Below are 15,426 nucleotides of genomic sequence, written 5' to 3'. Positions count from 1 at the left end.
TCCCGCGGCCGAAAGCGCCCGCCACGAATAAAACAGAGACTGGCCATGACCAAGACTCTCCACCACCGTGCGTGCCATCTGTGTGAAGCCATCTGCGGCTTGACCCTCGAAACCACCGAAACCGACGGCCAAGGCCCGGCGATCACCTCGATCAAGGGCGATGCGCTGGACAGTTTCAGCCGGGGGCATATCTGCCCCAAGGCCGTGGCCCTGCAAGATATCCAGAACGATCCGGACCGCCTGCGCCAACCCATGCAGCGGGTCGGCAACGAGTGGCAGCCGATTGCCTGGGACGATGCCTTTGCGCTGGTGGCCGAGCGTCTGGCGGACATCCAGGCGCGCCACGGCCAGAATGCGGTGGCGGTCTACCAGGGCAACCCCAGCGTGCATAACTACGGGCTGATGACCCACAGTAACTATTTCCTGGGCCTGTTGAAAACCCGTAGCCGTTTCTCGGCAACCTCGGTGGATCAACTGCCCCATCACCTGACCAGCCACCTGATGTACGGCCACGGCCTGCTGCTGCCGATTCCGGACATCGACCACACCGACTTCATGCTGATCCTGGGCGGTAACCCGCTGGCGTCCAACGGCAGCATCATGACCGTGCCGGATGTGGAAAAACGCCTCAAGGCGATCCAGGCCCGTGGCGGCAAAGTGGTGGTGGTCGATCCGCGTCGCAGCGAAACGGCCGCCATTGCGGACCAACATGTCTTCGTGCGCCCTGGTGGCGATGCTGCGCTGCTGTTTGGCTTGCTCAATACATTGTTCGACGAGGGCTTGACCCGTGACAGCCACTTGCCGGTGGACGGCCTGGAAGAGGTGCGCGAGTCTGTCGCATCCTTCACGGCGGAAGCGATGAGCCCGCTCTGTGCAGTGCCGGCCACCCAGATCCGTCAATTGGCCCGGGACTTTGCCGCCGCGCCGTCAGCCGTTTGCTATGGACGCATGGGCGTCTCGACCCAGGCGTTTGGCACGCTGTGCCATTGGCTGATCCAAGTGATCAATCTGGTGACCGGCAATCTCGACCGGGTGGGCGGGGCGCTGTGCACCGAGCCGGCGGTGGATCTGGTGGCCACCACCTCGGGAGGGCATTTCAACCGGTGGCAAAGCCGGGTGTCCGGGCGTCCCGAGTACGCCGGGGAGTTGCCGGTGTCGGCCCTGGCCGAAGAAATGCTCACCGAGGGTGAGGGCCAGATTCGTGCATTGGTCACCGTGGCGGGTAACCCGGCGCTGTCCACACCCAACGGCCGACAGCTGGAGCAGGCGCTGGACGGGCTGGAGTTCATGGTCAGCATCGATTTGTACATCAACGAAACCACGCGCTACGCCGACCTGATCCTGCCCTCTACTTCGGCGCTGGAAAACGACCACTACGACACCACGTTCAACCTGTTCGCGGTGCGCAACGTGACCCGTTTCAACCGGGCGATCCTGCCCAAGCCCGAAGGGGCGTTGCACGACTGGGAAATCTTCGTCGGCCTGGCCAAGGCCTTCGCGGCCCGGACCGGCAAGGAACTGAAGCCAACCATGCCACCGGCGCAAATGATCGATTTCGGCCTGCGCAATGGAGCGTACGGCGATGCCTCGCCACACAAATTGTCCCTGGCGACCTTGTTCGACCATCCCCACGGCATTGACCTTGGCGCTCTGAAACCCAACCTGGCCCAGCGCCTGAAAACCGAAAACCAACGGGTACAGGCCGCGCCGGCCGTGATACTCGCCGACCTGGAGCGTTTTGCCGCGTTGCAGGCTCCAGCACCCGATGAGTTGCTGATGATTGGCCGGCGCCATGTGCGCAGCAATAATTCCTGGATGCACAACTTCCACCGGCTGGTGAAGGGCAAGCCGCGTCATCAGTTGCTGATGCACCCGGATGACCTCGCCAGTCGCGGACTTATCGACGGGCAGCGGGTGAAGGTCAGTTCGCGGGTGGGTATGATCGAAGTGGAGGTGCAGGGCAGCCTGGACATGATGAAAGGCGTGGTCAGCTTGCCCCACGGTTGGGGTCATGCCCGGCCGGGTGTGCAGATGACCATTGCCAGTGGCCAGCCTGGCTCCAGCGCCAATGACCTGACCGATGATTGTCAGCTCGATGAGCTGTCCGGCAATGCGGCGCTCAATGGCGTACCGGTGAAGGTGGCGGCTGCGTAAATTTGTCTCTTGGCCAGACCGAGCAGCGTGCTTGGCTTTCCGTTACAATGCGCCACCGTGTCGACAAACTAAGTCGCGAAAGTTTAAGCCGAGGTGCTCCATGGATATCATCGAAACGATTAAAGACCAGATTGCCAACAACACTATCCTGCTTTACATGAAAGGCTCGCCGAACGCGCCACAGTGCGGCTTCTCGGCCAAGGCTGCTCAGGCTGTGATGGCGTGTGGCGAGAAGTTTGCCTACGTGGACATCCTGCAGAACCCGGAAATCCGCGCCAACCTGCCCAAGTACGCCAACTGGCCGACTTTCCCACAGCTGTGGGTGGCCGGTGAGCTGGTCGGCGGTAGCGACATCATGACCGAGATGTCTGCCGACGGTTCTCTGCAGGCGCTGATCAAGGATGCGGCCGAGAAAGCGGCGGCGAACAAGGCTGAAGCCTGATTCATGAGGGTTCTGTTCACCACACAGGTTGTGGTGAGCAGAGTCTTGTGGGAGCGAGCTTGCTCGCGATAGCGATGTGTCAGTCACATTTCTTTACCTGATCCACCGCTATCGCGAGCAAGCTCGCTCCCACAGTGGATTGCGGTATGCCTGAAACACAGGTAATAAAAAGCCCCGCCTCTCGTAAGAGGGCGGGGCTTTTTAGTGGCTCACCTTCGGGGAAGGTTACTCTTCACCCATCTGCGATTGCAGGTAGTTCTCAAGACCCACCTTGTCGATCAGGCCCAATTGGGTTTCCAGCCAGTCGATGTGTTCTTCTTCGGACTCGAGGATGTCTTCCAGCAGTTCACGGCTGCCGAAGTCGCCAACGGTCTCGCAATGGGCGATGGCGGCTTTCAGGTCGGCATGGCCGGTGCGTTCGATACGCAGGTCGCACTCGAGCATTTCCCGGGTGTGCTCGCCGATGTGCAGCTTGCCCAGGTCCTGTACGTTCGGCAGGCCTTCGAGAAACAGGATGCGCTTGATCAGCTTGTCCGCGTGCTTCATCTCGTCGATGGATTCGTGGTACTCGTGCTTGCCCAGCTTGTTCAGGCCCCAATCCTCGTACATGCGCGCATGCAGGAAGTATTGATTGATCGCGACCAGCTCATTGGCAAGGATCTTGTTGAGATGCTGGATGACTGTAATGTCGCCTTTCATGGTGAGGCCTGCCCTGTAATAGCTGTGTATAAGGCAGAGTTTGAGCCGCGTATTTCCGAGTGTCAAACCTAAGTTATTGAATAATAAATGAAAATTAATCGGAATAAGAATGTTTGTGTTCCGCGTCTGAAGGCTAAGCGATTGATTTACAGGCATAAAAAAACCGGACATTAAGTCCGGTTCTTCAAAAAGCTGGTTTCAAGCGGCAGTAAATTCTACCGGATAGGGAATCGACGCCTGGGCCGTTTGCACTTTGGCGAGGGTTTCACGAACCACTTCCTTGGCCAGGCACGCACATTTACCGCATTGGCTGGCTACGCCGGTGGCCTGGCGGACTTCGCGGTAGCTGCAGCAACCTTCATAGATCGCTTCGCGGATTTGCCCGTCGGTGACGCCAGTGCAGAGGCATACATACATAAGTAAGAACCGTCGCTGGTTGTGACTCAATTGGGACGGATCTTAATGTTAACGAGAATGATTGTCAAAGTGGTTTCTGAAACCTTTGCCCCAGAGCGCCGCCTGGCTGACGAACGGTTTTATTTGTTACGGCAGGGGCAAGCGGCGATTTTTCAATGCCGTCGAAAAACCGTTGAAGACAGCCCAAACCCGCAGTGTATGATGGTCGGTCCTTGCGAAGCGGGTTCGTGTCACAGGGCTGTCGCCTGGAGGTGGCAGGCTGGCACGGACCTTGTTTTTCACGTTATTACACCAGGAGATATCCAATGAGCGTACTCGTAGGCAAACAAGCCCCTGACTTCACCGTTCCAGCCGTCCTCGGCAACGGCGAAATCGTCGACAGCTTCACCCTGTCCTCGGCCATCAAAGGCAAATACGGCCTGGTGTTCTTCTATCCGCTGGACTTCACCTTCGTCTGCCCATCCGAGCTGATCGCACTGGATCACCGCATGGACGACTTCAAGGCCCGTAACGTTGAAGTGGTCGCCGTTTCGATCGACTCGCACTTCACCCACAACGCCTGGCGCAACACCCCAATCAACAATGGCGGCATCGGCCAGGTGAAATACACCATGGCTGCCGACATGAAGCACGAAATCGCCAAGGCTTATGACGTTGAGTCCGAAGGCGGCGTGGCCTTCCGTGGCGCGTTCCTGATCGACGATAAAGGCGTTGTCCGTTCGCAGATCATCAACGACCTGCCGCTGGGCCGTAACATGGAAGAGCTGATCCGTCTGGTCGACGCTCTGCAATTCCACGAAGAGCACGGCGAAGTTTGCCCGGCCAACTGGAAAAAAGGCGACAAGGGCATGGACGCATCGCCTGAAGGCGTGGCCGCTTACCTGACCGAGCACGGTGGCAAGCTGTAAGCGCATCCAGGCATAAAAAAACCGGCCCTCGACAGGCCGGTTTTTTTATGGGGTGTTAAAGCACAACACAGTCCTGTGGCGAGGGAGCTTGCTCCCGCTGGGTGGCGCAGCCGCCCCAAGATCTTGTGAGCGCTGCGCACTCAAGCGGGAGCAAGCTCCCTCGCCACACAAAGAGCCAGGCCGATGTCAGTCGTCGAAATCCTGCCAGCCACCCATCTGCTTCCACCGATTGACGATGCCGCAGAACAGCTCGGCGGTTTTCTCGGTGTCATAGCGGGCCGAGTGGGCTTCACGGCCATCAAAATCGATGTCGGCCGCCTGGCAGGCCTTGGCCAGGACAGTCTGGCCATACGCCAGGCCAGCCAGGGTTGCCGTGTCGAAGCTGGAGAACGGGTGAAACGGGTTGCGCTTCATGTCCAGGCGCGCGACGGCGGCGTTGAGGAAGCCCAAGTCGAAGCTGCTGTTATGGCCGACCAGGATCGCGCGCTTGCAACCGTTGGCCTTCAGCGCCTTGCGCACGCCACGGAAAATGTCGGTCAGGGCCGTCTCTTCACTCACCGCCATGCGCAGTGGGTGATCGAGCTTGATCCCGGTGAATTCCAGGGCCGCCGCTTCGATGTTGGCGCCTTCGAACGGTTCGACGCGGAAAAAATAGGTGTGGTCGGGGAACACAAAGCCTTTTTCGTCCATGCCGATGGTGGTCGCGGCGATTTCCAGCAGCGCATCGGTGGCCGAGTTGAAACCGCCGGTTTCTACGTCGACGACGACCGGCAGGTAGCCGCGAAACCGGGCTGCCATGGGGTGACGGGCGCCGCCCGAACCGCCATTGCCGTCCTGTTCATCGTCGAAATGATCTTCACTCACGCGTTTTCCTCCAGCAGGCGCCAGCGCAGTTTTTCACCGGCGCGCAGCGGGATGACAGTCAGCTCGCCGAAGGGCAGGCTGGCGGGGGCGGTCCACTCGTCGCGGACCAGGGTAATACGATCGGTGTTCGTCGGCAGGCCATAGAAACGCGGGCCGTGCAGGCTGGCGAAGCCTTCGAGCTTGTCCAGCGCGTTGCGCTGTTCGAACGCTTCGGCATACATCTCGATGGCGGCATAGGCGGTGTAGCAGCCGGCGCAACCGCAGGCCGCTTCCTTGGCGTGACGGGCGTGGGGCGCCGAGTCCGTGCCGAGGAAAAACTTGGCGCTGCCACTGGTGGCGGCGTCGAGCAAGGCTTCCTGATGGGTGTTGCGCTTGAGGATCGGCAGGCAATAGAAATGTGGCCGGATCCCACCCACCAGCATGTGGTTGCGGTTGTACAGCAGGTGATGCGCGGTGATGGTCGCGCCAACGTTGGCCGGGGCCTCGTTGACGAACTGCACGGCATCGCCGGTGGTGATGTGTTCGAACACCACCTTGAGCGTTGGGAACCGCTCCACGACGCGACGCATGTGCTCGTCGATGAAGATTTTCTCGCGGTCGAACACGTCGACGTCACCCCGGGTGACTTCACCATGGATCAACAAAGGCATCCCGACTTCGGCCATGGCCTCCAGTGCGGGGAAGATCTTGTCGATGCTGGTGACGCCGGAGTCGGAGTTGGTGGTCGCGCCGGCGGGGTACAGCTTGGCGGCATGGACAAAACCGCTGGCCTTGGCGTCGCGTATTTCTTCGGGTTGGGTGCGGTCGGTGAGGTAAAGCACCATCAGCGGTTCGAAGCGGCTGCCGACTGGGCGTGCGGCCAGGATGCGCTGGCGATAGCCCTCGGCCTCGGCGGCGTTGCGCACTGGCGGAACCAGGTTAGGCATGATGATTGCGCGCCCAAAGGTGCGCGCGACATCGGCGACGGTATGGGTCAACACAGCACCATCGCGAAGATGAATATGCCAGTCGTCGGGACGCAGCAGGGTCAGGCGGTCGGACATTGGGGGGCTTCCAGGCGGGTCAAACTCTGGGGAATGCTACCGGAAAAGACCGATTCAGGCACCCGCTATCAAGTTCTGCCGCAACTTACCGATAGCTCCTACAGGTGTGCCACGAATCCGTGCAGTGCCCCGGACAGGTGTCATGCCTTCAGCGTGTGTCGATCTTTGTATAAAAGCCAGTGGAGCCTCCCGTGCGCCAGCGTTATCTAGCCTTGCTCAGTGTGTTTGCCAGCCTTCCCGCCATGGCGCTCACTTTCCAGACCCGTCTGGAGAGCATTGAGTGGACGGTCGAAGGCGACAAGTTCGAGTGCCGGTTGAGCCAGCCGATCACCGACTTCGGCAGCGGCGAGTTCGTGCGTCGGGCGGGTGAGCAGGCCATCTTTCGGCTCAAGGCCTACAACCCGATGCTCGGTGGCGGCTCCGCGACCTTGTTGGCGGCTGCGGCGCCGTGGCAGCCGGGGAGGGGCGACATCAACCTGGGCTCGGTCAGGATCGGCAGTGGCGATGTATTGTTCAACAGCTCCCAGCTCCAGGCTGGTCGCTTGATCAGTGGGCTGATGGACGGTCGCAGCCCAGTGGTGCGGCGCAACACCGAGGACGGGCGGGTATCGGAAGTTCGTTTGCTGCCCGTGCGCTTCAACAAAGCCTTTAGCGACTATCAGGGCTGTGTAGCGAAATTGCTGCCGAAGAATTTCGAACAGATTAAGCAAACCCAAATCAGTTTCCCCGGTGAGGAAGTCGAGCTTGATGCGCGGGCCAAGGCTCAGTTGCAGGTGATGCTCGATTTCATCAAGGCCGACCCGAGCGTCAATCATGTCGAACTCGATGGTCACTCCGATAACAGTGGCAACCGCTTGACCAACCGTGAGCTGTCGCGTCGCCGGGCCCTGGCGGTCCAGGACTTCTTCAAGGCCAATGGCTTCCAGGAGTCGCAGATTACCCTGCGTTTCCATGGTGAGCGTTATCCCCTGGCACCCAATACCAACGCCGCCAACCGGGCCAAGAACCGCCGCGTGGTCGTGCTCTTGGAGCGCGTGGCGCCAACCGAAGCGCCAGCGCCGCAGCCAGCACCTACTGCGGCCCCGGCCAAGGTTCCGGCGCCGGCCGCTGCCCCGGCCAAGACCTCGGCACCGACTCCCGCCCCGGCGACTGCGCGCACGTCCTGATTCGGCGATGACCGTCGCTCACTCGACATAATCTGTCGCTTCGTCGTCATAAGCTGTCGCGCCTCTGTAAATTATCCGCATTGGACGTTAGACTTCCCGGCTTTCCGTACAACCCGTGGAGTGATGGCATGGCGGACGTAAACAAGGTCGTTCTGGCGTATTCCGGCGGCCTGGACACTTCGGTGATCCTCAAGTGGCTGCAGGACACTTATAACTGCGAAGTGGTGACCTTCACCGCTGACCTGGGGCAGGGCGAAGAAGTCGAGCCTGCACGCGCCAAGGCTCAGGCCATGGGCGTCAAAGAGATCTACATCGATGACCTGCGCGAAGAGTTCGTCCGCGACTTCGTGTTCCCGATGTTCCGTGCCAACACCGTTTACGAAGGCGAGTACCTGCTGGGTACGTCCATTGCCCGTCCGTTGATCGCCAAGCGCCTGATTGAAATCGCCAACGAAACCGGCGCCGACGCCATTTCCCACGGCGCCACCGGCAAAGGCAACGACCAGGTGCGTTTCGAACTGGGTGCCTATGCCCTCAAGCCGGGCGTGAAAGTCATCGCTCCGTGGCGTGAATGGGACTTGCTGTCCCGTGAAAAACTGATGGACTACGCCGAGAAACACGCGATCCCGATCGAGCGTCACGGCAAGAAGAAATCCCCGTACTCGATGGATGCCAACCTGCTGCACATCTCCTATGAAGGCGGCGTGCTGGAAGACACCTGGACCGAGCACGAAGAAGACATGTGGCGCTGGACCGTCTCCCCGGAGAAGGCTCCTGACACCCCGCAATACCTGGAGCTGACCTATCGCAACGGCGATATCGTCGCACTGGACGGCGTGGAAATGAGTCCGGCCACCGTGCTGGCGACCCTGAACCGCATCGGTGGCGAACACGGCATCGGTCGCCTGGACATCGTCGAGAACCGCTATGTCGGCATGAAGTCCCGTGGTTGCTACGAAACCCCCGGCGGCACCATCATGCTGCGCGCTCACCGGGCGATCGAATCGATCACCCTGGACCGCGAAGTGGCTCACCTCAAGGACGAGCTGATGCCCAAGTACGCCAGCCTGATCTACACCGGCTACTGGTGGAGCCCTGAGCGCCTGATGTTGCAGCAGATGATCGACGCATCCCAAGCCCACGTGAACGGCGTCGTACGCCTGAAACTGTATAAAGGCAACGTGATCGTCACCGGGCGCAAGTCTGACGAGTCACTGTTCGATGCCAACATCGCAACCTTCGAAGAAGACGGTGGCGCTTACAACCAGGCCGACGCAGCCGGTTTCATCAAGCTCAACGCCCTGCGCATGCGTATCGCGGCGAACAAGGGTCGCAAGCTGTTCTGATCCTGGTGATATGAAAACGGCCTGCCTTGAGCAGGCCGTTTTTTTTTGCGGCTCTTCCTACCCTTCAGCGCTAATGCTTGATCGCTCATCCCTCCTGCCTGTCTGGTATCACATCAGTGCTGTCGCGGCTGTAGATGACGTACAGGACGATTTCAGTGAGTCCAGTGGCCTGTTTTAAATGGTCTGCCCGATAGGCCTCAACCAGGTCTTCCGGTTGGCTGTACACAAGAAAAATGACCCGTTGCGGACCCTCCTGTTTGTGCCGATGATGGTGCATTAATAATCTTTTTGCCTTGCCCGCTCGCCGTAATACTCGTCGACGCCGGGAGGACGACTCATCCATGGTCTTTATAAAGTGTTTGCTCTTGCGAAAATCGGACGGTGAATATAATGAGCGATAGTTGAAGTTGAGCGTGATGAAAAAAAGCAGCAGTAAATAGAACGGGAAGCTGATCAGGAACCAGAGATAATATTCGCGATCATCGTCATCCAGAAAAGGCAGGGAAATAGCCGCGGATGTTTCGGATAAAGTTGCAAATATAGCAATAAGGGTCATGGGGTTGGTGATGGTTTTCAAAGGTTTGTTCATGGTGAATGCTCATGGTTATTTGGACTCGTGATTGAATGGGGCAGTGACTGTTAATGGGGTGTGGGTATTATGCTAAGGGCTGATAATAACCTGTTTTAATTGTCGGGTTGAATGCCGCTTTTTATATAAGGTTTAGCTTGAATGGCGAAACTGTGGCTGTTTTATCGGCAGATAATTCAGTTACTTTTTATGAAAGGAATGACTTTTATCTCTCTGCGGCGAGGCGCGCAGCCGGATAAAATCGCGTTATCCGAGGGGGAACAGGTCGTTAAGGAGGAGTGGTCGGTCCCTGTTAAAAAATTTATGGCACATTATTTCCCGGGGAATTTGTAGGATTTTTCTGTATTGCTTGTAGGTTGCGTCTCTCGGTGCGAGCACTCAGGGGGGGGCGGCATGCCAAGGTAGAAATGACTAGGCTATTGTGCGTGCTCTAAAAATTCGAACAGCGAAGTTGGATTTGCCCATGAATAAAGTGCTGATCGTGGATGATCATCCCGTCATTCGTCTTGCTGTACGTTTGCTGATGGAGCGTCATGGTTATGAAGTTGTTGCCGAAACAGATAATGGTGTCGATGCGCTGCAATTGGCCCGAGAACTTACGCCCGATATTGTCATCCTTGATATCGGTATTCCGAAATTGGACGGCTTGGAGGTTATCGCCCGTCTGACTGCAATTCCTTCGTCAATGAAGGTATTGGTGCTGACCTCCCAGGCACCTGGACATTTCTCAATGCGCTGCATGCAAACGGGGGCGGCCGGTTATGTATGCAAGCAACAGGACCTCACGGAGTTATTGAGTGCGATAAAGGCGGTACTGTCCGGTTATAGCTACTTCCCCAACCAGGCGCTGCATACGGTGCGTTCGAGTCTTGGTAATGCCAGCGAATCCGATATGGTGGATCGTTTGTCTGGGCGGGAGATGATGGTCTTGCAGCAACTGGCTCGCGGAAAGACCAACAAGGAAATTGCCGATGGGATGTTTTTGAGCAACAAGACGGTCAGTACTTACAAGACGCGCTTGTTGTTGAAGCTCAATGCCCGCTCGCTGGTGGATCTGATCGAGTTGGCGCAGCGCAATGGGTTGGTGTGAGCTTTTTGTCACGCGTACTCAGTAAAAAGCCTCCACTAGGGAGGCTTTTACGTGTCAGAGGTCAAAGTCGTAATCGGCCAGCTGCTTCTGCAAGCGACGCTCTTCCAGCAGGTTGTCAATGGTGCGGCGTTTGCTCAGATTGGTTTTCGCCACCTCCACGACCACAGGTTCTGCGTCGTCGGCCTCAACGGCGATGAATTCGTCTTCTACATCCAGTTGTTCTTTGCCAGCACTCATGGGTTCGACTCCAGGCTAAGACTGCCATTGGCGCTCCTTATATCGATAAACCACGGGCGGGTAAAAAAGATTTTTTCAATCGATGGATCAATAAAAGCAATAGCGCCTCAATCGTCAGAGGTCTTGTGCTTGTATTCGCATAAATCTTCGATCCGGCAGCTGCCACAGCGGGGCTTGCGCGCCAGGCAAACGTAGCGCCCGTGAAGGATGAGCCAATGATGGGAGTCCAGGAGAAATTCCTTGGGCACGAACTTCATCAGTTTCTTTTCCACTTCCACCACGTTTTTACCGGGAGCCAGCCCTGTCCGGTTGCTGACGCGGAAAATATGGGTGTCGACCGCCATGGTCAGCTGACGAAAAGCGGTATTGAGTACGACGTTGGCGGTTTTGCGGCCCACGCCTGGAAGGGCTTCCAGCGCTTCGCGAGTCTGCGGGATTTCACTGCCGTGGCGCTCGATCAGCAGGCGGCAGGTTTCGATCACGTTTTTTGCCTTGCTGTTGAACAGGCCGATGGTCTTGATGTATTCGGACAACCCTTCGACGCCCAGGGCGTAGATCGCCTCCGGTGTATTGGCCACCGGAAAGAGCTTGGCGGTGGCTTTGTTGACACCGACGTCGGTGGACTGGGCCGACAAGATCACCGCGATCAACAACTCGAACGGCGACGTATAGGCCAGTTCTGTTTTCGGTTCGGGATTGTCTTCGTGAAAGCGACGAAATATTTCCAGGCGTTTTGCGGCGTTCATGGGCGCGGCGTTTCCTCAAGGGATGAATGGGGCTTGGCGACCGTCCAGGCCTGGTAGACCGCGAGCAGCAGTCCGAGCAGTATGAACCCGCCGGGGGCGAGCTGGGCCAAGGGGATGCCGCTGCCGATCAGCTCGCGCAGGGCGCCCAGGCCAATCATCCAGAGGCCGAACAGCCCAACCAGCCTGAGGTGTCCAGGCCAGCGGGACTCGATGAGGTCAGCGTCGTGTGCCAATACCACGCAGCTCAAGGCGATCCAGCCGATGTAAAGACTCAGCGGCCGATACAGTTCCAGCGCCCAGGCCTGCGCGGCGAGGCCTGCGCATGCGGTCAGGGTGGCGGCCAGCATGATCGAGGCGAGCAGCCGCTGAGGCGCTGTCAGGCGCAGCCGTAAAAGGCCCATGGCCAAGCCATGGCCGAGGCTGATCAAAGCCCAGGCCAGCCACAACCCCAGGGCGTTGATCAGCGAGTCACTGGCGCCGACCAGAGGCACGAGCAGCAGACCTCGGGCCAGTCCCCATGGCTTATTCATCGGTAGCCCCTCCGATCAGGTGAGCCTTGTGCTCGTCGAAATAACGCAGGGCATCGTGAACCGCCTGGATAACCGCCCGGGACGTGACCGTTGCGCCTGCCAGTTGATCGAACTGCCCCTGATCCTTTTTCAAGGCCCAACCGTTATCGTCAGGGGCTTGGCGCGATTTACCGTTGAAGGTTTGCATCCAGGCATTCGGCCAACCGGCAATCGCCGCGCCCAGGCCGGGCGTTTCGGACTGACGCAGGGTTTTCACGCCCAGCAACCGGCCCTGCGGGTCGATGGCGACCAACAGTTCGATGCTGCCTTCATAGCCCAACGCCTGGCTGCGCAACAACACGGCGCTGGGCTGGTCGCTGCGGGTCGCGAGGTAACCGCTCAGCAGCGTGCTGTGGGGCAGAGCCACTGGAGTCGCCACGACAGGCCGTGCCAACGGCTGGTTGTCATAGTGGTCGGCTGGCAGCACGTCGAGCAAGGTTCTGTTCGCGATGGCCCGTTGCTGGGCTTCGATGCGTCCGGCAGTGCCGGTTTGCGTGATGTAAGTGGCGCCAACGCCGAGGCAGGCCAGAATAACCAGGATCGCAATGCCGCCGGGATTGTTCATGTCAGCTGTCGCCTTTGTCGTGCCTCGACACAGCGATCCAGCGCCGGTACCCCGAGGTTCATCAGCAGCACCGCAAACGCCACGCCATCCGGGTAACCACCCCAGGTACGGATCAGGTAAACCAACAGTCCCACGCCCGCGCCAAACAGCCACCGAGCGAGCGCGGTTTTGGCGCCCGAGACCGGCTCGGTCACGATGAAAAACGCGCCAAGCATGGTCGCGCCAGTGAACAGATGAAACAGCGGCGAGCCATTGGAGTCGGAGCCCGAACCGTTCCAGCACAACAGGCTGATAAGGAACAGGCTGGATAGCATGCCCACCGGCGCATGCCAACTGAACACCCGTTGTTGCAGGAGAAACAGGCCCCCGCCAGGAACGCCAGGTTGACCCATTCGACACCGCGGCCACCAATACGCCCGAACGCTGGGTCGTTGGCGAACAGCTCATCGACGGTCAGGCTTCGGTTGATTCGCAAACTGTCCAGCGCCGTCGCGCCAGTCCACGCGTCGGGCGCCGGGTGCATGCCGAACACTTGTTGCAGGCCGTCGAGCAACCCCATGCCGTGGAGCGCCGGCCATTGACTCATCTGTGAAGGAAACGCCACCAGCACCACCGCGTATCCGAGCATCGCCGGGTTGAACGGGTTAGTGCCGACGCCCCCCCACAGGTGCTTGCCGAACAACAGGGCGCTGGCCGCCGCCGTGACGGTCAGCCACCAAGGGCAATACGCCGGCAAGGCCAGGGCCAACAGGGTGGCGCTGACCAGCGCGCTGCCATCGTTCAAGTCGGGTGTGAGAGGCCTACGACGCACCCGCAACACCAGTGCCTCGACCGCCAGGGCGGTGAGGCCGGACAACAGCAGGTTGAGCGCCGCGCCCCAGCCATAGAACCACAGCAGCGTCAGCGCGCCGGGCAGCGTCGCCAGCAGCACCCGCCTCATCGCCAGGCGCAGCCGTTCGTCCACGGGTTCAGGAAGCGCCATGGGCGTCCACCTGGCGTTCGGCGTCGTTCACCGCTTGCACCAGCGCTTGCAGGTGTTCATCCGGTGCCCCGGCGATCCGGGCCTTGCTGAGTTCGGCGCGGCGCATCGCCAGTTGAATCTTGGCCCGCTTCAGCTCGGCGTTTTGTGCCGGTGCCGGTGCCGGTGACGAAGCCGGGGCTGGCGCGACCGGCGGCGCGGCGTTTTCCAGTTGGGCCAAGGCCTGCTCCGCCGCTTCGAACTGGCGCTGCAGCAGGATCAATTGCAACTGCTGCTCAAAGGTGGGTGGATGGCCGAAGGCTTTCAAGGATTTGTTCAACTGTGCCCGGCTCATGGCCAGGTCGACCTTGGCTTTCTTCAGCGCCGCATCGGCGTTGGCGGCTTTTTGCGCGCGCACGCGTTCCAGCGCGGCTTGTACCGGATCGAGGGTTTGGATCTGAGGCTGGGCAGCGCGCTGGGTACGGGCCAGACGTTCGGCCTGGCGCTGCTCTTCCTCACGATGCAGACGCGCGTTGCGCTGTTCGAAACGCCGCCGGGCGTGATTGCGCTTGGCGGTTCGTGCCTGCTGTTCTTCAACGCTGAAGGCCAGGCCGCCAACGATCGGCAGTACGGTCGCCATGGGCAGTGGCCGCATCTCGATGCAGTCGACCGGGCAGGGTGCCACGCAAAGGTCGCAGCCTGTGCATTCGTCGACGAGGACGGTGTGCATCAGCTTGGCCGCGCCGACAATCGCGTCCACCGGACAGGCCTGGATGCACTTGGTGCAACCGATGCATTCGGCTTCGCGGATAAAGGCAATTTGCGCTGGGGCTGAGCCGCGACTGTCATCGAGCTCCAGCACCGGCACTTTCATCAGCTCGGCCAGGGCTGCGATGGTTTCGTGCCCACCGGGCGGGCATTTGTTGATCGGCTCGCCCTGGGAGATGCCTTCGGCGTAGGGTTTGCACCCGGGATGGCCGCACTTGCCGCATTGGGTCTGCGGCAACAGGGCGTCGATACGTTGAATCAGGCTCATGTTTTGACCAGCCCGCGCAATCCGAGAAAGGCCACCGCCATCAGTCCGGCGCTGATCAACTGAATCGGCAGGCCCCGAAAGGGCACGGGAATATCGTTATTGAAGGTGCGCTGGCGCAGATCCTCGAACAGGCTCAGCACCAGCCAGAATCCCAGCCCGGCCCCCAGGCTCAAGGCGACGGCGTGGCCCAGGCTCCGGTCATCCTGGCTGTTGAGCAGCGTGACGCCCAGTATGCCGGCATTGCCGAGCAACAGCGGCCACAACCCTTCGAATGGCCATGCCGGCAGCCAGCGCGCCAGCAGGCGCAGCAATGGCCCGATCAGCAGCACGCTCAAGGGCAGCCAGGCAAACAGGCGCAGCGATGTCAGGTTGGCCGGGGCCAGCAGCCAATGGTCCATCAAGTAACCCAGGGTGCCGACAATCAACATCAGACACACCGTCGCCAGGCCCAGGGCGTGAACTTGCCTTCTACCCTCAGCCGCCAGCAGCGGATCGACACCCAGCGGCCAATGCAACACGAGGTTGTTGATCAGGGCGGCGCTGAACAGTGTGAAAGCAATTTCGGTCATGGGCGTGCCGGCAATAAAGGGCCTGTTA

General features: G+C 59.7%; 17 protein-coding genes and 1 pseudogene. 6 read left to right on the top strand and 12 right to left on the bottom strand.

Annotated features, from left to right (window positions below; all coding sequences use genetic code 11):
* Positions 1-45: 45 nt before the first annotated feature.
* Positions 46-2,154, top strand: coding sequence for a molybdopterin oxidoreductase family protein (locus CD58_RS22370; protein WP_025215182.1), 2,109 nt, complete (start codon positions 46-48; stop codon positions 2,152-2,154).
* 100 nt (positions 2,155-2,254) lie between these two features.
* Positions 2,255-2,596 (top strand): Grx4 family monothiol glutaredoxin, encoded by a 342-nt coding sequence (gene grxD, locus CD58_RS22365; protein ID WP_025215181.1) that lies wholly within the window; start codon positions 2,255-2,257, stop codon positions 2,594-2,596.
* Positions 2,597-2,821: 225 nt separating this feature from the next.
* On the opposite strand, the gene bfr is transcribed toward grxD, so the two are convergent.
* Together bfr and CD58_RS22355 are read right to left on the bottom strand one after the other, a co-directional pair.
* Positions 2,822-3,295 carry a bacterioferritin gene (gene bfr / locus CD58_RS22360; protein ID WP_025215180.1) on the bottom strand — a complete coding sequence of 158 codons (474 nt, stop codon included), beginning with the start codon at positions 3,293-3,295 and terminating at the stop codon, positions 2,822-2,824.
* A 198-nt stretch (positions 3,296-3,493) separates the two neighbouring features.
* Entirely contained in the window at positions 3,494-3,712 is a 219-nt protein-coding gene (locus tag CD58_RS22355; protein ID WP_003178704.1) for a bacterioferritin-associated ferredoxin, read from the bottom strand.
* Positions 3,713-4,017: 305 nt separating this feature from the next.
* Between CD58_RS22355 and CD58_RS22350 the strand changes: the two genes are divergently transcribed.
* Entirely contained in the window at positions 4,018-4,620 is a 603-nt protein-coding gene (locus CD58_RS22350) for a peroxiredoxin (protein ID WP_025215179.1), read from the top strand.
* A gap of 186 nt (positions 4,621-4,806) precedes the next feature.
* Here CD58_RS22350 and rnt read toward each other — a convergent pair whose 3' ends face one another.
* Together rnt and pyrC are read right to left on the bottom strand one after the other, a co-directional pair.
* Positions 4,807-5,484, bottom strand: coding sequence for a ribonuclease T (gene rnt, locus CD58_RS22345; protein WP_025215178.1), 678 nt, complete (start codon positions 5,482-5,484; stop codon positions 4,807-4,809).
* Positions 5,481-6,527, bottom strand: a complete 1,047-nt coding sequence (pyrC, locus tag CD58_RS22340; RefSeq protein WP_025215177.1) for a dihydroorotase — start codon at positions 6,525-6,527, stop codon at positions 5,481-5,483. Before pyrC ends, rnt begins: the two co-directional genes overlap by 4 nt.
* 191 nt (positions 6,528-6,718) lie before the next feature.
* Here pyrC and CD58_RS22335 point away from each other — a divergent pair, with 191 nt between their 5' ends.
* Both CD58_RS22335 and CD58_RS22330 read left to right on the top strand, forming a co-directional pair.
* A complete protein-coding gene (locus CD58_RS22335; protein WP_025215176.1) occupies positions 6,719-7,693 on the top strand; it encodes a flagellar protein MotY in 975 nt (324 codons plus the stop codon).
* Positions 7,694-7,821: 128 nt separating this feature from the next.
* The gene (locus CD58_RS22330) at positions 7,822-9,039 is read left to right on the top strand and encodes an argininosuccinate synthase (RefSeq protein WP_003204943.1); all 1,218 of its coding nucleotides are present in this window, start codon (positions 7,822-7,824) and stop codon (positions 9,037-9,039) included.
* A gap of 85 nt (positions 9,040-9,124) precedes the next feature.
* On the opposite strand, the gene CD58_RS31535 is transcribed toward CD58_RS22330, so the two are convergent.
* Entirely contained in the window at positions 9,125-9,628 is a 504-nt protein-coding gene (locus CD58_RS31535) for a hypothetical protein (protein WP_025215175.1), read from the bottom strand.
* A gap of 463 nt (positions 9,629-10,091) precedes the next feature.
* Between CD58_RS31535 and CD58_RS22315 the strand changes: the two genes are divergently transcribed.
* Positions 10,092-10,718 carry a response regulator transcription factor gene (locus CD58_RS22315; protein ID WP_025215173.1) on the top strand — a complete coding sequence of 209 codons (627 nt, stop codon included), beginning with the start codon at positions 10,092-10,094 and terminating at the stop codon, positions 10,716-10,718.
* Positions 10,719-10,772: 54 nt separating this feature from the next.
* Here the strand turns inward: CD58_RS22315 and CD58_RS22310 are convergent, their stop codons facing one another.
* The 7 genes and pseudogenes from CD58_RS22310 to CD58_RS22280 form a co-directional block, all read right to left on the bottom strand.
* A complete protein-coding gene (locus tag CD58_RS22310; RefSeq protein ID WP_025215172.1) occupies positions 10,773-10,955 on the bottom strand; it encodes a PA3496 family putative envelope integrity protein in 183 nt (60 codons plus the stop codon).
* A 107-nt stretch (positions 10,956-11,062) separates the two neighbouring features.
* Positions 11,063-11,701, bottom strand: a complete 639-nt coding sequence (gene nth / locus CD58_RS22305) for an endonuclease III (protein WP_025215171.1) — start codon at positions 11,699-11,701, stop codon at positions 11,063-11,065.
* Positions 11,698-12,231 (bottom strand): Rnf-Nqr domain containing protein, encoded by a 534-nt coding sequence (locus CD58_RS22300; RefSeq protein ID WP_025215170.1) that lies wholly within the window; start codon positions 12,229-12,231, stop codon positions 11,698-11,700. The genes nth and CD58_RS22300 overlap by 4 nt, the downstream gene beginning before the upstream one ends.
* A complete protein-coding gene (locus CD58_RS22295) occupies positions 12,224-12,835 on the bottom strand; it encodes an RnfABCDGE type electron transport complex subunit G (RefSeq protein WP_025215169.1) in 612 nt (203 codons plus the stop codon). The genes CD58_RS22300 and CD58_RS22295 overlap by 8 nt, the downstream gene beginning before the upstream one ends.
* Positions 12,832-13,817, bottom strand: a pseudogene (locus CD58_RS22290) (RnfABCDGE type electron transport complex subunit D). Before CD58_RS22290 ends, CD58_RS22295 begins: the two are co-directional and overlap by 4 nt.
* Positions 13,804-14,829 carry an electron transport complex subunit RsxB gene (gene rsxB, locus CD58_RS22285; RefSeq protein WP_025215168.1) on the bottom strand — a complete coding sequence of 342 codons (1,026 nt, stop codon included), beginning with the start codon at positions 14,827-14,829 and terminating at the stop codon, positions 13,804-13,806. The pseudogene CD58_RS22290 and the gene rsxB overlap by 14 nt, the downstream one beginning before the upstream one ends.
* Positions 14,826-15,398, bottom strand: coding sequence for an Rnf-Nqr domain containing protein (locus CD58_RS22280; RefSeq protein WP_025215167.1), 573 nt, complete (start codon positions 15,396-15,398; stop codon positions 14,826-14,828). Before CD58_RS22280 ends, rsxB begins: the two co-directional genes overlap by 4 nt.
* Between the last annotated feature and the right edge of the window lie 28 nt (positions 15,399-15,426).

The organism is Pseudomonas brassicacearum, assembly GCF_000585995.1.
Taxonomy (GTDB): Bacteria; Pseudomonadota; Gammaproteobacteria; order Pseudomonadales; family Pseudomonadaceae; genus Aquipseudomonas; species Aquipseudomonas brassicacearum_A.
Note: the sequence above shows the minus strand (reverse complement) of the source record. Positions and strands in the feature narration are given on the sequence as shown.

Bases quoted from the DNA above. Each gene is read 5' to 3' on its own strand.
- CD58_RS22370 (WP_025215182.1), top strand. From the start codon at position 46: ATGACCAAGACTCTCCACCACCGTGCGTGCCATCTGTGTGAAGCCATC.
- grxD (WP_025215181.1), top strand. From the start codon at position 2,255: ATGGATATCATCGAAACGATTAAAGACCAGATTGCCAACAACACTATC.
- CD58_RS22350 (WP_025215179.1), top strand. From the start codon at position 4,018: ATGAGCGTACTCGTAGGCAAACAAGCCCCTGACTTCACCGTTCCAGCC.
- rsxB (WP_025215168.1), bottom strand. From the start codon at position 14,829: ATGAGCCTGATTCAACGTATCGACGCCCTGTTGCCGCAGACCCAATGC.
- CD58_RS22310 (WP_025215172.1), bottom strand. From the start codon at position 10,955: ATGAGTGCTGGCAAAGAACAACTGGATGTAGAAGACGAATTCATCGCC.
- CD58_RS22315 (WP_025215173.1), top strand. From the start codon at position 10,092: ATGAATAAAGTGCTGATCGTGGATGATCATCCCGTCATTCGTCTTGCT.
- CD58_RS22280 (WP_025215167.1), bottom strand. From the start codon at position 15,398: ATGACCGAAATTGCTTTCACACTGTTCAGCGCCGCCCTGATCAACAAC.
- nth (WP_025215171.1), bottom strand. From the start codon at position 11,701: ATGAACGCCGCAAAACGCCTGGAAATATTTCGTCGCTTTCACGAAGAC.
- pyrC (WP_025215177.1), bottom strand. From the start codon at position 6,527: ATGTCCGACCGCCTGACCCTGCTGCGTCCCGACGACTGGCATATTCAT.
- CD58_RS22355 (WP_003178704.1), bottom strand. From the start codon at position 3,712: ATGTATGTATGCCTCTGCACTGGCGTCACCGACGGGCAAATCCGCGAA.
- CD58_RS22330 (WP_003204943.1), top strand. From the start codon at position 7,822: ATGGCGGACGTAAACAAGGTCGTTCTGGCGTATTCCGGCGGCCTGGAC.
- bfr (WP_025215180.1), bottom strand. From the start codon at position 3,295: ATGAAAGGCGACATTACAGTCATCCAGCATCTCAACAAGATCCTTGCC.
- CD58_RS22295 (WP_025215169.1), bottom strand. From the start codon at position 12,835: ATGAACAATCCCGGCGGCATTGCGATCCTGGTTATTCTGGCCTGCCTC.
- CD58_RS31535 (WP_025215175.1), bottom strand. From the start codon at position 9,628: ATGAACAAACCTTTGAAAACCATCACCAACCCCATGACCCTTATTGCT.
- CD58_RS22300 (WP_025215170.1), bottom strand. From the start codon at position 12,231: ATGAATAAGCCATGGGGACTGGCCCGAGGTCTGCTGCTCGTGCCTCTG.